Raw genomic sequence first — 17,498 nt, 5'->3', positions numbered from 1 at the left:
GACTCCTCTTGCGGGACTATTGTGTTAAACGTGTTAGTGTTTTTGTGGATGACACACCAATATTTTTAAACGCAGTTATAAGTTCAGAAGCTGTTTCAGGTTCATAGTAATTGTCTTCTGATGACGCACAGTAACTTAAAAGTTCTTGACCACCTTCAGGAGCCGCGAATGCAACTGAAAAGATAGTAATATTATCAGCCTTGGCCTGATCGCAGTAGCTTTTTGTTGAAGTGTCGTCGCTTGAATAGTTATTGTCACCATCTGTCATAAATAGAATGAAACGATCAGGTGTCTGTCCATTTTTATTGTAATGTTCGGTAGCTTCTGTAGCGTTTGAGTTCTTCAATTCATTGTAAGCCCATTTGACCGAATTGGTAGAGGCCGTTCCGCCGCTAGCGTACATGGCCGAGGCGTAGTTGCTAGCTGAGCTTGTACCCCATTCTAAATCTGTGTCGCCTCTAACACCGTAGGCATAGGCACTTAATCCAGTACGAACATATGATTGGGTAGGATCTGCTGTGCTAAACTGGGTAAACAACTCGCCCAAGGCTTGTTTAAGTGCGTCAATTTTAATCTGAGGATGGGCGACAGAGACAAGCGTTTGAACATTATCAATTGCAGTTTGCTGTGAAATCCAACCGTTTTTACTAGAGAATGTTGTTAGTTTACACATCTGCTTGGTGTCATATTTAGATGTATTTGTAGACATTCCTATGGCCGTAAGAAAAGCTATTCTATCAGTCTTGTTGTTCCCCATTGAACCGCAGTCATCGAAGACAAAATTTTCCAAAATGTAAGTCATGTTCTCAGCTGTAAGATAGTAGGGATAGGCTGCAGCCTCATTCATTTTTGTGCTGACCTTGTTCGACTGAGCGGTCGTTAGTCCTAAAGTCTCACTTAAATATTCCGGCGATGTTGGGTCAAGTTCCCAGCCCATTGATCCTGATACATCAACAACAACTGCCATTGAGAGCGCGCCTTGAATTTCTTCGGTTCCTGTTACAGCGCTGGCTGATGTTGAAACGTCCATTCGGTCTTTGCCAAAAAATCCGGCAAACGGTGTTGTATCTTGACTGGCGGTTCCGCCAATTTTAACATTCCACGTTTTGTTAATCCCGATGCTAGTTTCGGTAACTTCAACGGTTGGAGTTACTGTAAGGTTTGAAAAACGCGCATCATCACTTTCCATTTGAGCAAGAAGTAATGCGGATCCGAAGCTTTCTGCGTTTGCTATTGATAAATCACCATTTGCTATTCGAGAAGCGACTGCCAGTGAAACAGAATCCGATGCAGATTGAAAGCGAGTTTTTAAAGCAGTCATGTTGGAAATATCTATGGCAAGGCCGGCTCCCATTAATAGAACAGGCGTTACAAGAGCAGTCATCATCGCCATACTTCCTTCTTGAGATCTTAAAAGTCCCTCAATAGGTAGTAGTCCAGATCGTAATTTCCCCATAACAGCACTCCGCGTTTACACCAGATTTGTTATAATACCTCTGCATTGATGAGGTGTTTCTGGTTCTAAAACTCGTCCGTAATCGGACCTAATCGGAGCGACCGTAATGGTTAAACTTGAACATTATTTTAGTTTAGATAGGTGTATTTAAATCAAATTTTATCGTAATTCATTCGATTTTACTTCGTTATCCCACTAGATTTGAGAGCGAATGCATACTCCTCGGCTACTTCAACAAGACGCTGGAAACGGCCCGCGGATCCGCCATGCCCTGCGCCCATGTTGGTTTTGAGTAAGACTGGTGCATCATTGGTTTTTGCCTCGCGCAGTTTGGCAACCCATTTTGCAGGCTCCCAATAAGTTACACGTGGATCGGTTAGACCGCCAATAGCGAAGATGGGTGGATATGCTTTTGCTTCAACATTGTCATAAGGTGAGTAAGAGGCAATATACTCGTAGTCATCTTTTGATGTAATGGGGTTACCCCATTCGGGCCATTCAGGCGGTGTGAGCGGTAATGTATCATCTAACATGGTGTTCAATACATCGACAAATGGAACGGCTGCGATAATTGCACCGAAATTGTGCGGTGCCATATTTACGCAAGCGCCCATTAACATGCCGCCGGCGGAGCCGCCTTGTGCAACAATACTGTCGTGTGAGGTAAAACCCTCGGATACCAGATGTTCGGATGCAGCGATGAAATCTTTGAATGTGTTGATTTTCTTTTCGCGTTTACCATCTTCATACCATTGAAATCCCTTATCTTTTCCGCCGCGCATGTGTGCGATGGCATAGATAAATCCGCGATCAACAAGTGATAAGCAATTGGTATTAAATGATGCAGGTACCGACATGCCATAAGAGCCGTAACCATATAACAGGGCAGGGGCCGATCCATCGAGTTTCGTATCTTTGTGATATAAAATACTAACAGGAACAAGGACACCATCGTGGGAAGGGGCCATGATCCGGCGTGTTACGTAATCATCAATATCGTGGCCGGAAGGGACATCTTGAGTTTTCAAAAGAGTCCGTTCACGCGTTCGCATATTGTAATCATAGAGCTGTGACGGCGTGGTCATTGATGAATATGAAAATCTAACGACGTCAGTGTCATATTCCGCAGCTCCAGAAAAACCGAGTGAGAATGCTTCTTCGTCAAATTCGATGGAGTGAATTTCGCCAGTTGTACGATCTTTGATATTGATCTTCGGCAAGCCTTCATCACGCTCCATCCACACAAGGTAATTTTTATATGCAGCATGACTGAGGATGAGCCGCCCTGGCGTATGAGGAACAACTTCCACCCAGTTATCTTTTTCAGGTGTTGCAAATGGCACAGACATGATTTTGAAATCTTTTGCATCACCGTCATTAGTTAGAACAAAAAATTCATCTCCACCTTCTGTGAAATCATACTCAACGCCAGTTTCACGCTTGGCAACGAGTTTTGGTTTTGCGAACGGGTCATCGGCAGCAATGAGCCAAAGTTCAGATGTTTGATGGTCATGAATGTCGATATAAACTACATCATCAAGCGAACTGCCGCCAACACTCATGAAAAAACCAGCGTCTTTTTCTTCATGAATGAGTTTGTCATCAGATTGTTTGGTGCCAAGGACGTGATAATAAATCTTTGACGGACGATGGTTTTCATCAAGTGCAGTATAGAAGAAACCAGCTCCGTCAGCGGACCACACTCCACCACCACCAGTGTTCAGGATTTCATCATCAAGGTCTTCGTTACTTTCAAGGTCACGGATTTTTAGTGTGAAATACTCAGATCCTTTATCGTCATACCCCCAAATTCCCAAACTATGATCAGGGGAGTTGTTGACAGCCGACAGGCGGAAATATTCGCTTCCCTCTGCCTCGATATCGCCGTTCAGAAATACATTCTTATCACCGCCATCTCTTGGCGTACGGAAATAATGTGGTTGTTCGCCACCGGTTACAAACTCAAGCCCGTAAGCAAATGGGCCATCTTTAACCGGGATGGATGCGTCATCCTCCTTAATTCGCCCCTTCATTTCATCAAATAAAGACTTCTGAAGATCTTTGGTATCCTCAAGTGCTGCTTCTTGATAGGTGTTTTCCGCCTCAAGGTATGCACGAATATCTTTATCAAGCACATCGGGGTTCTGGAAAACTTCCTGCCAGTTATCCGCTCGAAGCCAAGCATAATTATCAACGCGCGTGATACCGTGACGTTTATCTTCCTGTGGTCGAATTTCGGCAAGAGGTGGTTTGGGCAGATTGTTAAATTGGCTCACGGTGTGGGCTCCGATTAGATAATTGATGTATGAAAAATTGGTTTTATGCCTATTTGTCTGAATTTTCGGCTGGTTGGAAATCAAGCACCGCACCATTGATGCAGTATCTCAATCCAGTCGGGGTCGGTCCATCGGGAAAGACATGGCCTAGATGACTTTCGCAATTTGCACACCTAACTTCTGTGCGCGTCATGAAAAAAGAGCGATCTTTATGCTCCGAGACAGCGTTATCTGTCATGGGTTTAAAGTAACTGGGCCAACCAGTGCCTGAATCAAATTTTGCATCTGAGGCAAATAATTCTGTACCGCAGGCAACACAATTATAACTACCTGCAGCTTTGTTTTCATTAAAAGGACTGGTGAAAGCCCGTTCAGTTCCATGCTTGCGAGCAATCTTATATTGCTCTGGCGTCAAACGTTCACGCCATTCAGCATCAGATAAAACAAGTTTTTCAATTTTTTTTTCACTCATTTTTTTGCTCCCTTTTTCAACTTCCCTATTAAATAAGTGTCGTTCTCCTCAGCCGCAATGCCTTTGAGGCATTTTGTCAACAATTACCGTGACTAATGATCTTGTTTAATTGGCATTACGTAGTTAATTGTAGGTGATATTAGAGGGGCCATCATGGTCAGATTGGGAGTTTAGATGTTTGGTAATGCCAGCGGCATGATGATGTTTATGATGCTGTTGCCTTTTTTGGCCGCTCTCGTCGCTCCGTCTTTAACAAAGATGATGGATGCCAAGGCAGCTTGGGTCTTAGCGCTAGTTCCGCTTGCTATTTTTTTACATGTCTTGGGTTTTGTTCCCCAGATTTCGGAAGGCGAGAACATTACTGGAGGCTATTTGTGGGTCCCTGAATTTGGTGTTAGCTTTTCGTGGTTTTTAGATGGCCTTTCCGCCACCTTTGCATTGCTGATTTCCGGCATCGGTACCCTGATCATTCTATATGCTGGAGGGTATTTGGGAGGGCATCCACAACATGGACGTTTTTTCTCATTCTTGTTCTTGTTCATGGGGGCAATGCTTGGCGTTGTATTAGCCGATAGCTTCTTTACGTTCTTCATCTATTGGGAATTAACGTCAATCACATCGTTCTTGTTGATTGGCTTCAATCACAAAAGCGAAGCATCACGCAGGTCTGCAATTCAGGCGTTGGTTGTTACTGGCGGTGGCGGTTTAGCGCTTATGGCTGGCTTGATTGTCTTGTGGAATATCACTGGCATCAATCATTTCTCGTTCCTGCTTGAAATGGATGGTGGCGCTGTTGTTCAAAGTCCGTATTATTTGGCGGCGTTGCTACTCGTGTTAGGCGGAGCGTTTACAAAGTCAGCACAATTTCCGTTTCACTTTTGGTTGCCAAACGCGATGGAAGCCCCGACGCCGGTGTCTGCTTATTTGCACTCAGCCACTATGGTCAAGGCCGGTGTTTATCTATTAATGCGTCTTAACCCTGTGCTTGGTGGAACAGAAGCATGGATCACCATATTGCCAATTTTCGGCGGCATCACTTTGATCATTGGGACGCTGTTGGCCATCCGCCAGACAGATCTCAAATTAATGCTCGCTTACACGACTGTTTCTTCGCTCGGGCTTTTGGTCATGTTGATTGGGTTCGGCACAGAGAAAGCTATAGCTGCAGCTGTTTTGTATCTTGTCGCTCATTCGCTCTTTAAGGGTGCATTGTTCATGGTGGCGGGAATTGTTGATCATGAAACCGGTACGCGTGACGTTACCAAGCTTGGCGGTTTGCGAAAAACTATGCCTATTACGTTTGGTGCGGCGCTTGTTGCTGCCGTTTCTATGGCGGGCCTTCCACCACTTTTTGGTTTTTTGGCGAAAGAAGAAATTTATTACGCTCTTTGGGGAACAGATCCGTGGTCGCTTATCTTCACCATCGTTGCAGTTGTTGGCAATGGGTTGATGTTCGTAATTGGCTTTGCTGTTGCACTTAAACCATTCCTAGGGGCGCAAGTTAAGACGCCAAAACATGCGCATGAAGGTCCGCCATTACTTTGGCTTGGACCGGTAATTCTTGGCGCGGCTGCGATATTGGCGGGTGTCCTTTCAACATACAGTCACTACTATATTTCAATACCGATGAGTTCAGCCATTTGGGGTGAGCTTGTTGACGTTAATATTTCCATCGTTCCACATTTTGGACCTGCACTTACCTTATCTTTGATCACTGTTGTGTTCGGAATTATTGCTTATCGAAATGTTGATCGCCTACGGGCAGGTATAGACGGGTTCTACAATTGGTTCTGCGGTGGATGGGGCCCCGATAAGGGCTTTGATCAATTTATCGCCATCATGGTTCGGATGTCATTTCACATCACACAATTCATCCAGCGTGGTAAGTTAGAAGTCTATATGACCTCGACATTTGCAGTCATTGGCGCGTCATTATTGTTCTCGATGTACTATTTCGATGAACTGCCAAATATGCCTGATCTAAACGGCGAAATAACATTCTATGAAGCTATTGTCATGGCTATCGTTGTGATAGGCCTGCTCGCCGTCATCTATGCAAAAGACCGCCTGACAGCAATAGTTGCTCTTGGAATTCAGGGCTTTGCCGTAGCGGTTATTTACATGTTGTTTGGTGCACCGGATTTATCCTTTACGCAGTTCATGGTCGAGACATTGTCTGTTGTTATTCTTGCCTTGGTTATGACCCGCCTTCGCTTGTCGCCTTCTGACCCACGCCCTATCTGGGAGCAGATTACAGATATGGTCGTCGCCCTTTCATGTGGCGTTGGCTTTGCTCTTTATCTACTGCGGGTCACGCAAGACAAGTTTGATTTTTTCATGTCCGATTTCTTCTCCGCTTATTCAAAAATCATTGCGAATGGCACCAATATAGTAAACGTTATTATTGTTGATTACCGTGGTACAGATACGTGGGGTGAAATCGCAGTGGTACTGGTGGCGGGCCTTGCTATTCTTGCTCTTGTCCGTATCAGGCCAAAGGGCGATGATGTAAAAGTTGCCGATAATAATCCGGATGAAGAACATGGCCCGGAGGTAAAAGCATGAGAACGCTGATTTTTCGTACAGTAGCGCCTTATCTTACAGCTTTAATGGTGTTATTTTCCATTTTCGTATTACTCCGAGGTCATAACGAACCGGGTGGTGGTTTTATTGGCGGGCTGATTGCAGCCTCTGCTTTTGCGATTTATGGTATTTCCAACGGTGTTGTACCTGTACGCCGCGCGCTACATTTCCACCCACTGGCAATTGCTAGTTTTGGGCTTTTGATGTCATCTCTCGCGGGCATGATGTCGGTGTTCTCGCACGTTCCATTTATGACGGGCATTTGGGGCGGTTTTTATTTTCTGGGTGCAAAGATAGACATCTCAACAATTCTATTTTTTGATGTTGGCGTGTATTTAGTCGTTGTCGGTACGATTACCTCTATTGCGCTTTCTCTGGAAGAAAGGGAGCGCGACTGATGGAAGCTTGGATGGCTATTGTTGTTGGTGTACTTTTTTCAGTATCAATATATTTGATGCTATCAAAAAGTATTATTCGAATATTGATCGGTGTTGCCATATTAGGTAATGCCGTCAATTTATTAATTTTCACGAATGGTCGTCTCGTACGTGAAGTGCCGCCAATTATCTCCGGTGGTTTTGATATATTGCAAGTGCAAAGCGCAAACCCGCTTCCACAGGCATTGATCCTAACGGCTATTGTGATTTCATTTTCATTTTTTGCATTTCTATTGGTGCTTGGTTACAGGGCCTATCAAGAACTTGGTTCAGATGACACTGATGAAATGCGTGTTGCAGAGCCGGCGGATGATCAACTCCCGCCTCTAGGATACTAAGATGGGTATTAGGGTAAAATAGATGGCTGGTGATGTTGTAAAAGATCCTGAGATTTTAAAGCAAGCTCTTAATTTAGAGCCTGTTGCATTAGCTGATTGGCTCATCGTAATGCCGGTGGCATGGTGCATCATCATTGGTGCCGTGCTTCTGATGTTCCGTAAGCGTACGGACTGGCAGCATTTAATGGCCGTACCTTCAATGGGTGTGCTTGTTTTGATTACCGCTGCGCTTTTGATGCAGGTGCTTGAAAATGGTACCATGACAATGGTTATGGGCAGGTGGTTGCCCCCATTCGGGATTGCATTCACCGTCGATATTTTAGGTGCTTTGCTGGCATTTACATCTGCAGTCGTTGCCTTTGCCTGCACACTCTATGGTGTGGGCGATGTTAATGACACCGGACGACGTTATGGTTTTTATCCTTTCTTATTCATGTTGATGGCTGGTGTAAGTGGTGCATTTTTAACGGGTGACATCTTCAATCTTTATGTTTGGTTTGAAGTGTTGTTAATCTCATCGTTCGGTCTTCTGATATTAGGGTCCGAAAAAGGCCAACTTGACGGTGCAACGAAATATGCGTTTCTTAATCTTGTTGCGACAACTTTGTTTTTGATCGCAACTGGTTATCTTTATGGTATTTTCGGAACGCTCAATATGGCAGAAATCGCCGTGCGTTCAATCGGTGATTATCGCTCTGCACCTTTGGGGACGCTTGCTGTACTATATTTTGTGGCGTTTGCAATGAAGGCTGCTGCATTTCCGGTTAATTTCTGGCTGCCCGCATCTTATCACACACCTCGTGTGGTTGTATCAGCGCTTTTCGCTGGCTTGCTAACGAAGGTGGGTATCTATGCGATGATCCGTGTTCTTATCATGCTTTTGCCATTCGAACGTGATTTACTAAGTTTCCCAATTTCTTATGTAGCCTGTGCGACCATGTTGCTTGGTGCCATTGGTGCACTTGCACAGGTCAATATTCGTCGAGCACTTGGTTTTTTGGTCGTATCAGGTATCGGTGTCATGATGATGGGTGTTGCCATCGGTACAGAAGCTGCTCTCGGTGGTGCAATATTTTATGCGATGCATTCTATCCTCGTTATGACTGCTTTGTATTTGGCAGTCGGGCTTGCGTCACGCGCAGCAGGTGGAGTTGAGGGACTTGATAATATGCGTGGCATTTATCAGAAGAACACGTTCATCGCAGCACTTACGCTAATGTTGTTTTTCGCTGTTGCGGGTTTGCCACCATTCTCCGGATTCTGGCCAAAGTTAATGTTGGTAAAGGCAACAATTGAGGGGGCATCTTGGTGGGCACCGACGTCTATTTTGGTGACGGGTTTTATCTCTATGATTGCAGTGGGTCGGATTTGGGCGCTATCTTATTGGCAGCCAGAAGTTGAAGAGACCATAGATGAAGAGCAGATTCAGCTAAGCTTTATTGATTACGCACCATTGGTTATGCTTACCGCTATAGTCGTAGCAATTGGGGTCTATCCGCAGCCGATTTTTGAAATGGTTTATGCTGCTGCCAACCAGTTGATCGACCCAACGTCATATTACGAATCCGTTTTCGGAAGTGAGGTAGCGCAATAATGTTGTTTATCTTCAATATTCTTCTTACATTTGCCTGGGCGGCTATCACCGGTTCATTTTCGGCGTTAAATATGTTGTTTGGATTTGTATTGTCGATCTTTGCCCTCTGGATTATCCGCGGTGAAGTAGGCTCGCAAGGTTACTTTTCACGCTCCTGGCGGATTATTAAGCTTTTCACATTGTTCCTCTATGAATTGGTTATGTCTGCCTGGAAAGTTATGGTCCTTGTTCTATCACCCAGGCTTGATGTGAAGCCTGGGATTTTCAAGTTTCCTCTCTCACTTGAGGATGACATGGAAATTACGCTGCTTGCGAGTATGATCACCCTTACACCTGGAACTTTATCTGTTGATACGTCCGAAGATAAGAAATTCATATACGTTCATGCTATTGATGCTTCTGACCCTGAGGGCGCGCGTCGGGATATTGCCGATGGGTTTGAGCGTAAGATCAAAGAGGCTTTTCACTGATGACTGCACAGGCTGTACTAGATCTTAGTATTACAATTGCACTTGTTTTGCTTAGTGGCTCATTTCTTTTAACTGTGTATCGGATCATCAAGGGTCCGACATTGCCAGACCGTGTTTTGGGTCTTGATATGCTTGTTGCAGTTGCTATCGGTTATATAGCAGTTATAGGCATTAAGACTGGATATACGCTCTATGTGGACATTGCTATCGCGTTGGGTCTGGTAGGATTTCTGGCTACGATTGCCTTTGCCCGGTTCATTATGGTTCGCGGACAGGCAGACGAAGAAGGTATGGGCGATAGCCATGAAATCGCCGATGAAGGCACGACAAAGGCGATAGAGGTGGAAAAACAATCATGATAGATGATGCTGTTACATATATTGTCGCTGCCCTTATTGTTATCGGGGCTTTTTTCTCTCTCGCTGCTGCTATTGGTTTGTTGCGTTTACCAGACGTTTACTCCCGAATGCATGCAGCCTCTAAAGCTGGTACATTGGGTTCAGGTTTAATGCTCATCGCACTTGCTATCTATTCCGATGATTTAGCAACAACAACGCGAGCTATTGCAGGTGTGATATTCTTTTTGTTAACTGCACCAATTTCCGCGCACCTGTTAGCTAAGGCTGCTTATGCTGTGGGATACCGTTTATCTGATCAATCTGTGATTGATGAGATGAAAAAACAAGTGTAAAACTTGAAAAGTTTTTAAATCTATTTTTGCTGCAAAGCTGAGATTTTTTTTTAAAAAATTGCTCAAAATCTATATATATAAAATTTTTATGCCCTTTTTTCTGGAAGTTCGTGGGAAAAATATTTTGCTTTAAGATAAAATCCTGTTTGAGAATTGGTGTGAGCTTGATTACTCGTGTTTTTTTATCTACCTGTAGTATGTTGGCCTTTTTAGTGGACTAATCGAGCGAAGGTTTTTCTACCAACGGGTCGCATGGGGAAACAAAAATTGAGTTAAACAGATGCCAGAAAACGCAAATTTTCAGCGTTCCAGTTTTATGGTAAAGGTTACGTCAGAAATTGTATCATCGTTTGTAGCGAAAAACGAAATTGATTCTTCTGAGTTGCCAGGACTTATAAAAGAAGTTTACGGCACTATATATGATATAGTTACGCAAGAAGATGGAACTACTTCACCGCAAAGTCGCAGGCCAGCGGTTGATGCGGGTGAGTCTATACAAGACGACTATTTGATTTGCCTTGAAGATGGCAAACAATTTAAATCTCTTAAACGACATCTGATGACGCATTATAATTTGACGCCTGAAGAGTATCGTGAGAAGTGGGGTCTGCCATTTGACTATCCAATGGTAGCACCCGCTTATGCGAAAGCGCGTTCGCGCCTTGCTAAAGAGATGGGGCTTGGCCAAAAACGCTGAGCATTTCTAAGTTGTGCTTTTTTCACGATTCGATTATAGAATTTTATTCCTATATTTGAGACGGTGAATTAATTGTGCCCATGAGTATATCTTATTCTGAAAAGCTATGTGAATGGAGTAGTATACGTTCCTTAGCTGATGAGGGTAAACTTGTTACCTTGTCTGAGCGCCAACTAGTAGATCTGCCACAAATCCTGCAGTCTGTAGTTCATGAGCTATTAGATCTAAAATATAGCAACTCCCGTGCTACCGCGACAAAAAGAAAAACTCATGTTCGCCAAGTGGTAATTTACGTATTAAACGTAAATTTCGGTATTCCAATGCGTCAATTAGCAAAGATGTTTAATTTAAACCGCTCTACGATAGCTTATACTTGCCAAACAATTGAAGATCGGCGAGATAATCCAAACTATGATCGGTTTGTGTCGGCAGTAGAACGTATAGCAATGCTTACTGTAGCCCGTTATGTTTAACTTAGGCGTTAGCTGCATGCTGCTTTATGCGAGCGACCATAGATCTAAGCCCATTCGCCCGTTGTGGCGTAAGGTGTTCTACCAAGCCTAGCTTCTCGAATAACTGGTTTTCATCCAGTGCACCTATTTCTTTTGCCGAAAGACCTGAAAAAGCGATCAGCATAATGGCGACTAAACCACGCACAATATGGGCGTCAGAATCACCACGAAAGTTCAAAATTGGAAGATCCGGATTTGAATGATCTACATCAGCAATTAGCCAAACTTGGCTAACGCAACCTTGAACTTTATATTCATCAGTCTTTTCGCCATCATTCAAAGCAGGTAGTTGTTTTCCCAAATCAATCACATATTTATATCGATCTTCCCAATCATCTATGAATTCGAAATCGTCGATGATGCTTTGAATGTTAGCCATAATTACTTTCCAAATCTATTACATGTCTCATATAGAAGACATCACAACAAAAATCACCCCCCATGCATGACGACACGGAGGGCGATGTCACTCGAGTAATGAGTGTAGTAAGTACTAGTTCGGTGCAGGAATTGATGCCGTACTTAAATCACTGTTGGGCGTAAGTTTATCCTGATCGCCAAATTGATTGTCCAGAAAATTGTACGCAATACGTGCGCCCTCTTTGGCGCGTGCTCCAAGTACGCCAATTGTGTGCGTGCCAACGGTGCAAACTTCTGGCTCCCGCTCACAAATTGAGATGACGTCTTGGTAAAGTGCCATTACTGCGGAAGCGCTGCCAGCAGATTCAAAAGTTGGTCCAGATTCTAATCGCTCCGCGCTTTCCGGGTTAAATAGCGGTAAAGCTATTAAAACCAATGAAAACCAAAACGCACCCTTTATAAGCGTCCACATTATAATTCGTCCCTTATTGCGGAATTGATCGTCGCTATGGGATACGTTTTAATGTAAAACTCCGAACAGCCATTTGATTTGTATCGCTGCTTTTTATTCAAGTTTTTCTAAAATTTTATCTATCTGCATATTTGGTGGCTCATAACAGGTGTATACGGCGAAACAATTGTTTCATTCACCTTCCTAAACAGCCTGAGAATAAGCGGCGAACGTGCTTTCATAACCATCAATTAACTATGAAATTAGTTCTCGGTCATTTTGTGGCAAATTGTTCGAATTAGGCGCAAAAAAACTCCTGTAATGTGGACTGCTTTATCCATTCGTTAAGGTCAAGATGGGATTTTAGGTTATATTAGAAACGCTCGAATTAGGATTTGAGTTATTGTATTGCGTAATGTCTAAAATCATTGAAGCCTTTAAGGCACGTACCAACCAACTGTCACGCGACTGGCTAACGGGCCGTTCTAAAGACGGACAGGCGCTTTGTGCGCTCCTGCACGTAGTGAGCAGCTTCATTGGTTGGACTGTTGCAGCATCGGTTTTATGCTTAGTTCTCCTCCTTCCTCACTTCTCTCTTCCAACGTCTTTTGCTTTGGCATTAACCATTGCTGGGGTCTTTATGTTGGCGACAGGCATTATCTGCCAAACAGGTCAAATCAAAGTGGCTAGCGCGATGGTGTTTGTTAGCGTAAGTGCATTGATTATGATGTTGGTGTTGAGCACTGGCGGTGTTTCATCTTTATACCTTTCATTGTTTATTATTCTCCCATTAGAGGCAAAACATATTGGAAAGAGCCGTGCAGCAATCTCCACAGGGTTAGCTGTGGCAGGTGCAAGTATCGTCGCTGTTATTGGATTGCAGTATGGCGACCTAGTCTTGGTTGCAGATATATCTGCGCATGAACTTTCCACTCTCTCATCTGTTCTGCTGGTACTTATATCTTACGCCCTCGTTCGCAGCGGGTTGCTAAGTGTGGAACCCAGTTTTGATGAGTTGCAAGATATATTGATCAATGAGCCGACCACCAAAGCCCTTTCTGGTGAAGTAAAGAATACCAATAGAGGTGTTCTCGATAATATAGTTGGTTTAGTTACTTTCCATAGTTTAAATGGAGATGTGCAATCGGTACATGGTTCGGAACCGGATCTGATTTGCGATCGCCCTAATAATATGTTGGGGCAGGGCTTTTTGAATCAGATTCACGTCTCTGACCGTATTTCTTATCTTTCCGCAATTGATAAGTTACGCCAAGGTAGTGCATCAACAAAGACATTGCTACGCTTTGAGGCTAAGCCCTCCGGTGATGAGCAATTTAGATATATACAAGTAAGTTTTATGGGCAGGTTTGACGTGAATGGTGATCTGCAAGACTTTTACGCCCAATCGCAAGATATGACTTCATACATCTCGGCGATGGATAAAATTGAATCGCTTGAAAACATCTCTCATGAAAATGAAGTCAATAAGACAAGATTTCTTGCAGGTGTGAGCCATGAATTGCGAACGCCGCTTAATTCCATTATGGGTTTCTCAGATGTCTTATTGCATGAGGTAATAGCACCGTTGCCGGATGAGCGTCAGCGTGAATATGTGAGCCTCATTCGACAATCTGGTGAGCATTTGCTTAATGTTGTGAATACCATGTTGGATATGAGCAAAATTCAGAATGGTCACTACAAACTTCATTGTGATGAATTCGATCTCCAGCCATTGCTTGAGCGCACAAAAAGTATGCTCGACATACAGGCAAAGAATAAGAAAGTTGATCTAACATGTCGTATCGCAAAAGGTTTACCAGATATATATGCTGATAATGGCGCCTTGACACAAATCATCATCAATTTAGTTGGCAATGCAATTAAATTTACAGAAGAAGGTGGTATTGTATCTGTAGATGCAGAGATGGATGGGAGCAACTTTGTTTTGCGCGTATCGGACACAGGTATTGGCATACCGGAAGATAAAATATCTCAAATTGGGCAACCATTTATGCAAGTTGATAGTTCATTAGCACGTGAATTTGAGGGCACGGGTCTTGGCCTTTCACTGGTCAAAGGTCTAGTGGAACTTCACAATGGCAAGATGTTGGTAGCGAGTATACTTGGAGAAGGCACAAAAGTGACAGTCTGCATTCCGCAGACGGAACTGGAACGCGCGCCGATCCCCGAGATCAAAAATCGAATGCAGGGTGAAGCAGTGAGTTCATCTGGTGCAGTTTACAAAGGAGATGAAGCAAATGTCGCATAGAGCTGGACCTATTCATGTCAAGCGTGGGCGAGATAGCTTCTTTAGTGAATTACTATCGAGTGTCGGACAACTAGTCGTTAAACACCCCTCCATTGTCGGCGGAGGAACGGCATTTATCATTATTTTCAGCTTTATTGCCTCCAATGCGCTTCATTATCAAAAAACAGAGCATCCGGCTCCTATATTGAATATGCGTGGGCCACAACATCTAATTTCGGGTTCAACGCGTCCTATCCCATCTAGGCGAACAGTCGAAAGAGAATTAATGGGAGTAAAGGGTGAGAACGGTACAACCTACCGCGTTTCCCATAGTGATGACATCCAGACATCCAGCGTAAAGCTGCCGGTTCCTGTCCTCACCAAGGAACGATCGGCACTCGAACAAAGGGTCGTCGAGCCACAAGATAATGATGAATTCAAAGGCGACACACTTGTTCTAGCGATCCAAAGAGAGCTTTCAGAGCAAAATATCTACCTCGATTCCGTTGATGGGCTAACGGGGCCAAATACACGCGCTGCTATAAAGAAATTTCAGATCAGGCACGGCTATCCAATTGATGTAACCGTTTCAAAGAAAATGTTGCAACAGATTAAAAAAGTTAGTGCGCGGAAAGAAGCAGGTAGTCCTGCCAAACCGAAGGCCAACGAAATTTCCAATAGTCAGCCGTTGTCTAATGAAATGGTGCGCAAAATCCAAATTGGGCTCAAAAAAGCAGCTTATCCTGATATCGAAGTTGACGGTTTAATTGGGGAAGAAACAAGAAATGCCATTCGGCTATTTGAAAAACACTACCGTCTTCCTGTAACTGGTTCACCAAGTCAGGTTATTCTTGATACTTTGAAGAGTACAGGGGCTCTTTAGCTGACTGCTTTGGCTCTAACTTGAAAGTATGGTACCCAAATTGCGAGTAAAATCAGCAATCTATATTTCAGCCCTCACGCGCCGCTTGTTTAGTGACGGTCTTGCAGGTGCTATTGAAAAGAAAGGTGCTGAGGACGCTGGTGCTATCTTCATTCGTGTTTTAAAGCGCGATCGCAGTCAGATGCTACTCTCACCAGCACCGCAATCATTGACACAGGGCGAGACGGCTGATCGTTGTTTTGAAATCAGACTTGAAAATGCAACTGAGTCCGAGGTTGATCAAAAATTGGCTCGCGAGAAGTCTTTTGATAGTGATATTTGGATTGCCGAGATCGAAACTGATGATCCGGAGAGATATCTCAAAATATTATAGATAAAATAATGCAAGCAAACTTAAGAACTAGTTGTTTATTGCTTCCAACCAGTCATCTTCCAAATCCTCATCGTTCCATTTCGATATAATATCGGCATTATCTGCGACTGGTTTTGCATAGGGTAAGTCGCTAATATCGATTGAGCTATAGTCTATATCTGCATCCGTCATAGACAATTCTGGGACCACCGTTTTGCTTGTGAGCTTATCAGCACGCAGCCATGTAATAAGTTTTTCTTGTGATGGTGCATGGTGCCAGTTCTGGAGTAATGTTTCAGCACCTTCTTCGGTACCTTCCATCATACTTACATGTGGGAAGAACTTATTAAGCGCTTCAATACACATATCCTTTGGCATAAAGATGGCATTAAAAGTCATGGACAATTGGCGTCCGGTCATGTCGCTCATTATACGTTCGGCAAGTGAGTAACTTGACCCGATAGCGTCAGCTAAAGCAGTGGTGAAGTAACCAACATGATTGTTATGCACGTGCTTAGATAGCAGTTTCACATGTCTACGATGTTGAATTTCATTCTGGTTAATCGGAATGAGAATTTCATCCGCGTCTATATCGGCAAATTGACCATTACCATGAGCTGTTTGCAGTATTTCAGCATCTTCGGGTGTAATGTCACCAGTAGCAAGATCGCGCAGCGTTTGTCGAAGGTGTTCTTCTGCTGCAAATTGTTTATCTGAAATAGCCTCAGAGTCTGATATTTGATTTTCAATATCAGTATTTTCTGTTTGCTCGACTGTGAGGTTAGCCTCTTGAGATATGGTATCCTCATTAGTGCGTATTTTTATCTCAAAACGAGATTTGGCTGCTGCCTGAACTTTTGGCTGCAAGACCGGAATGGCTTTTTGATTTAAGGTAACCGAGCTGGTTAGTTGCTTTCTCATGGCAACAGCTTTTGCTTCAAGCTTACGCGCCATAACAGCGAGAACTTTTTCAGGGAACAGATCAGCATCGCCGGTGAACAATTCAAGCTCTCCCACCTGAGTAGAGGCATTCTGTGCTGGTTTTCTCATTGAGATGCGCGTTTCCGCGTTTTCAATATGCATCGCATTATCAGATTTATACCCGCGTAGCTGAAGTGCGAGATTTACACCATGATCATCCAGTGCTTCTAATGAGCGAACGACACTGCGGTGCAAATTGCTACGTTTTGCAATGATGCGCGCGTGATATTCACTCTTCTTGGCAATAACATAACAAAGGATAGGATTTGTTACGGCTGGTGAGTGTGACAGAAATGGGGCAGAAATTTCTAAGGCCTGCATGCAGATACATTCGGCAATTCTAGTTGGTACAAAAGTACAGCGTGAAAGTGCAGATGCAACTTGGCGTTTGGTATCCAGTGGTGCTGTGTCGAATAACGGGACAAAAAGTTCACTGACTTTTTTTGCTTCCGCCGGGTTGGGTTCTCGTAGTTCATCAATCCGTGCGACAAGCGCCAAAAGGATTGCTGATTTTCGTTGATCTTCGCTCACGTTTTCTAAATCCCTAAAGCAATAAGACATTTTACTCATACTTACCCCCGATATCAGAAATCGTCATAACACTGATATCTCACTCAAAAACACAGGCTTGTTACTCATAGAAAAGCCCAAAACCACTTACATTAATCGTCAGATTATAGTCAAAGTGTTAGCGTTT

General features: G+C 43.7%; 17 protein-coding genes. 11 read left to right on the top strand and 6 right to left on the bottom strand.

Going from position 1 to position 17,498, the window contains the following annotated elements; all coding sequences use genetic code 11:
• Positions 1-16: 16 nt before the first annotated feature.
• The 3 genes from AB2J24_RS08305 to msrB form a co-directional block, all read right to left on the bottom strand.
• A complete protein-coding gene (locus AB2J24_RS08305) occupies positions 17-1,456 on the bottom strand; it encodes a TadE/TadG family type IV pilus assembly protein (RefSeq protein WP_367385133.1) in 1,440 nt (479 codons plus the stop codon).
• A gap of 179 nt (positions 1,457-1,635) precedes the next feature.
• The gene (locus AB2J24_RS08300; RefSeq protein ID WP_367385132.1) at positions 1,636-3,732 is read right to left on the bottom strand and encodes a S9 family peptidase; all 2,097 of its coding nucleotides are present in this window, start codon (positions 3,730-3,732) and stop codon (positions 1,636-1,638) included.
• A 49-nt stretch (positions 3,733-3,781) separates the two neighbouring features.
• The gene (gene msrB, locus AB2J24_RS08295) at positions 3,782-4,204 is read right to left on the bottom strand and encodes a peptide-methionine (R)-S-oxide reductase MsrB (protein ID WP_367385131.1); all 423 of its coding nucleotides are present in this window, start codon (positions 4,202-4,204) and stop codon (positions 3,782-3,784) included.
• A gap of 174 nt (positions 4,205-4,378) precedes the next feature.
• On the opposite strand from msrB, the gene AB2J24_RS08290 reads away from it, so the two are divergent.
• The 8 genes from AB2J24_RS08290 to AB2J24_RS08255 all read left to right on the top strand — a co-directional run bounded on the left by AB2J24_RS08290 (position 4,379) and on the right by AB2J24_RS08255 (position 11,014).
• On the top strand, positions 4,379-6,769 hold the full coding sequence (locus AB2J24_RS08290; protein WP_367385130.1) for a putative monovalent cation/H+ antiporter subunit A: 2,391 nt from the start codon (positions 4,379-4,381) through the stop codon (positions 6,767-6,769).
• Positions 6,766-7,185, top strand: a complete 420-nt coding sequence (locus tag AB2J24_RS08285) for a Na(+)/H(+) antiporter subunit B (protein ID WP_162651847.1) — start codon at positions 6,766-6,768, stop codon at positions 7,183-7,185. The genes AB2J24_RS08290 and AB2J24_RS08285 overlap by 4 nt, the downstream gene beginning before the upstream one ends.
• The gene (locus tag AB2J24_RS08280; protein ID WP_162651846.1) at positions 7,185-7,562 is read left to right on the top strand and encodes a Na+/H+ antiporter subunit C; all 378 of its coding nucleotides are present in this window, start codon (positions 7,185-7,187) and stop codon (positions 7,560-7,562) included. The genes AB2J24_RS08285 and AB2J24_RS08280 overlap by 1 nt, the downstream gene beginning before the upstream one ends.
• Positions 7,563-7,584: 22 nt before the next feature.
• Positions 7,585-9,156: a Na+/H+ antiporter subunit D gene (locus tag AB2J24_RS08275; protein WP_367385129.1), complete on the top strand. Its 1,572-nt coding sequence runs from the start codon at positions 7,585-7,587 to the stop codon at positions 9,154-9,156.
• Positions 9,153-9,626, top strand: coding sequence for a Na+/H+ antiporter subunit E (locus AB2J24_RS08270; protein WP_162653545.1), 474 nt, complete (start codon positions 9,153-9,155; stop codon positions 9,624-9,626). Before AB2J24_RS08275 ends, AB2J24_RS08270 begins: the two co-directional genes overlap by 4 nt.
• Positions 9,626-9,985, top strand: a complete 360-nt coding sequence (locus tag AB2J24_RS08265; protein WP_162651844.1) for a cation:proton antiporter — start codon at positions 9,626-9,628, stop codon at positions 9,983-9,985. Before AB2J24_RS08270 ends, AB2J24_RS08265 begins: the two co-directional genes overlap by 1 nt.
• A complete protein-coding gene (gene mnhG, locus AB2J24_RS08260; RefSeq protein WP_162651843.1) occupies positions 9,982-10,317 on the top strand; it encodes a monovalent cation/H(+) antiporter subunit G in 336 nt (111 codons plus the stop codon). The genes AB2J24_RS08265 and mnhG overlap by 4 nt, the downstream gene beginning before the upstream one ends.
• 280 nt (positions 10,318-10,597) lie before the next feature.
• Positions 10,598-11,014 carry a MucR family transcriptional regulator gene (locus tag AB2J24_RS08255; protein WP_162651842.1) on the top strand — a complete coding sequence of 139 codons (417 nt, stop codon included), beginning with the start codon at positions 10,598-10,600 and terminating at the stop codon, positions 11,012-11,014.
• Between the two features lie 474 nt (positions 11,015-11,488).
• Here the strand turns inward: AB2J24_RS08255 and AB2J24_RS08250 are convergent, their stop codons facing one another.
• Together AB2J24_RS08250 and AB2J24_RS08245 are read right to left on the bottom strand one after the other, a co-directional pair.
• Entirely contained in the window at positions 11,489-11,905 is a 417-nt protein-coding gene (locus AB2J24_RS08250) for a SufE family protein (RefSeq protein ID WP_367385128.1), read from the bottom strand.
• Positions 11,906-12,019: 114 nt separating this feature from the next.
• On the bottom strand, positions 12,020-12,358 hold the full coding sequence (locus AB2J24_RS08245) for a DUF5330 domain-containing protein (RefSeq protein ID WP_162651839.1): 339 nt from the start codon (positions 12,356-12,358) through the stop codon (positions 12,020-12,022).
• A 394-nt stretch (positions 12,359-12,752) separates the two neighbouring features.
• Between AB2J24_RS08245 and AB2J24_RS08240 the strand changes: the two genes are divergently transcribed.
• Genes AB2J24_RS08240 through AB2J24_RS08230 form a run of 3 tightly spaced genes read left to right on the top strand, consistent with a single transcriptional unit; the run spans position 12,753 to position 15,841 of the window.
• On the top strand, positions 12,753-14,606 hold the full coding sequence (locus AB2J24_RS08240; RefSeq protein WP_367385127.1) for an ATP-binding protein: 1,854 nt from the start codon (positions 12,753-12,755) through the stop codon (positions 14,604-14,606).
• On the top strand, positions 14,596-15,468 hold the full coding sequence (locus AB2J24_RS08235; protein WP_367385126.1) for a peptidoglycan-binding protein: 873 nt from the start codon (positions 14,596-14,598) through the stop codon (positions 15,466-15,468). Before AB2J24_RS08240 ends, AB2J24_RS08235 begins: the two co-directional genes overlap by 11 nt.
• A 40-nt stretch (positions 15,469-15,508) precedes the next feature.
• Positions 15,509-15,841: a DUF1491 family protein gene (locus AB2J24_RS08230; protein ID WP_367385125.1), complete on the top strand. Its 333-nt coding sequence runs from the start codon at positions 15,509-15,511 to the stop codon at positions 15,839-15,841.
• 27 nt (positions 15,842-15,868) lie between these two features.
• On the opposite strand, the gene AB2J24_RS08225 is transcribed toward AB2J24_RS08230, so the two are convergent.
• Complete coding sequence (locus AB2J24_RS08225; RefSeq protein WP_367385124.1) at positions 15,869-17,371, bottom strand: hypothetical protein; 1,503 nt, start codon at positions 17,369-17,371, stop codon at positions 15,869-15,871.
• Between the last annotated feature and the right edge of the window lie 127 nt (positions 17,372-17,498).

Source organism: Lentilitoribacter sp. EG35, from assembly GCF_040784015.1.
Classification (GTDB): domain Bacteria; phylum Pseudomonadota; class Alphaproteobacteria; order Rhizobiales; family Rhizobiaceae; genus Lentilitoribacter.
Note: the sequence above shows the minus strand (reverse complement) of the source record. Positions and strands in the feature narration are given on the sequence as shown.

What these genes read in the sequence shown, in the direction of transcription:
- msrB (WP_367385131.1), bottom strand. Translation starts at nt 4,204, where the DNA reads ATGAGTGAAAAAAAAATTGAAAAACTTGTTTTATCTGATGCTGAATGG.
- AB2J24_RS08290 (WP_367385130.1), top strand. Translation starts at nt 4,379, where the DNA reads ATGTTTGGTAATGCCAGCGGCATGATGATGTTTATGATGCTGTTGCCT.
- AB2J24_RS08305 (WP_367385133.1), bottom strand. Translation starts at nt 1,456, where the DNA reads ATGGGGAAATTACGATCTGGACTACTACCTATTGAGGGACTTTTAAGA.
- AB2J24_RS08225 (WP_367385124.1), bottom strand. Translation starts at nt 17,371, where the DNA reads ATGAGTAAAATGTCTTATTGCTTTAGGGATTTAGAAAACGTGAGCGAA.
- AB2J24_RS08240 (WP_367385127.1), top strand. Translation starts at nt 12,753, where the DNA reads ATGTCTAAAATCATTGAAGCCTTTAAGGCACGTACCAACCAACTGTCA.
- AB2J24_RS08245 (WP_162651839.1), bottom strand. Translation starts at nt 12,358, where the DNA reads ATGTGGACGCTTATAAAGGGTGCGTTTTGGTTTTCATTGGTTTTAATA.
- AB2J24_RS08275 (WP_367385129.1), top strand. Translation starts at nt 7,585, where the DNA reads ATGGCTGGTGATGTTGTAAAAGATCCTGAGATTTTAAAGCAAGCTCTT.
- mnhG (WP_162651843.1), top strand. Translation starts at nt 9,982, where the DNA reads ATGATAGATGATGCTGTTACATATATTGTCGCTGCCCTTATTGTTATC.
- AB2J24_RS08280 (WP_162651846.1), top strand. Translation starts at nt 7,185, where the DNA reads ATGGAAGCTTGGATGGCTATTGTTGTTGGTGTACTTTTTTCAGTATCA.
- AB2J24_RS08250 (WP_367385128.1), bottom strand. Translation starts at nt 11,905, where the DNA reads ATGGCTAACATTCAAAGCATCATCGACGATTTCGAATTCATAGATGAT.
- AB2J24_RS08235 (WP_367385126.1), top strand. Translation starts at nt 14,596, where the DNA reads ATGTCGCATAGAGCTGGACCTATTCATGTCAAGCGTGGGCGAGATAGC.
- AB2J24_RS08255 (WP_162651842.1), top strand. Translation starts at nt 10,598, where the DNA reads ATGCCAGAAAACGCAAATTTTCAGCGTTCCAGTTTTATGGTAAAGGTT.
- AB2J24_RS08265 (WP_162651844.1), top strand. Translation starts at nt 9,626, where the DNA reads ATGACTGCACAGGCTGTACTAGATCTTAGTATTACAATTGCACTTGTT.
- AB2J24_RS08285 (WP_162651847.1), top strand. Translation starts at nt 6,766, where the DNA reads ATGAGAACGCTGATTTTTCGTACAGTAGCGCCTTATCTTACAGCTTTA.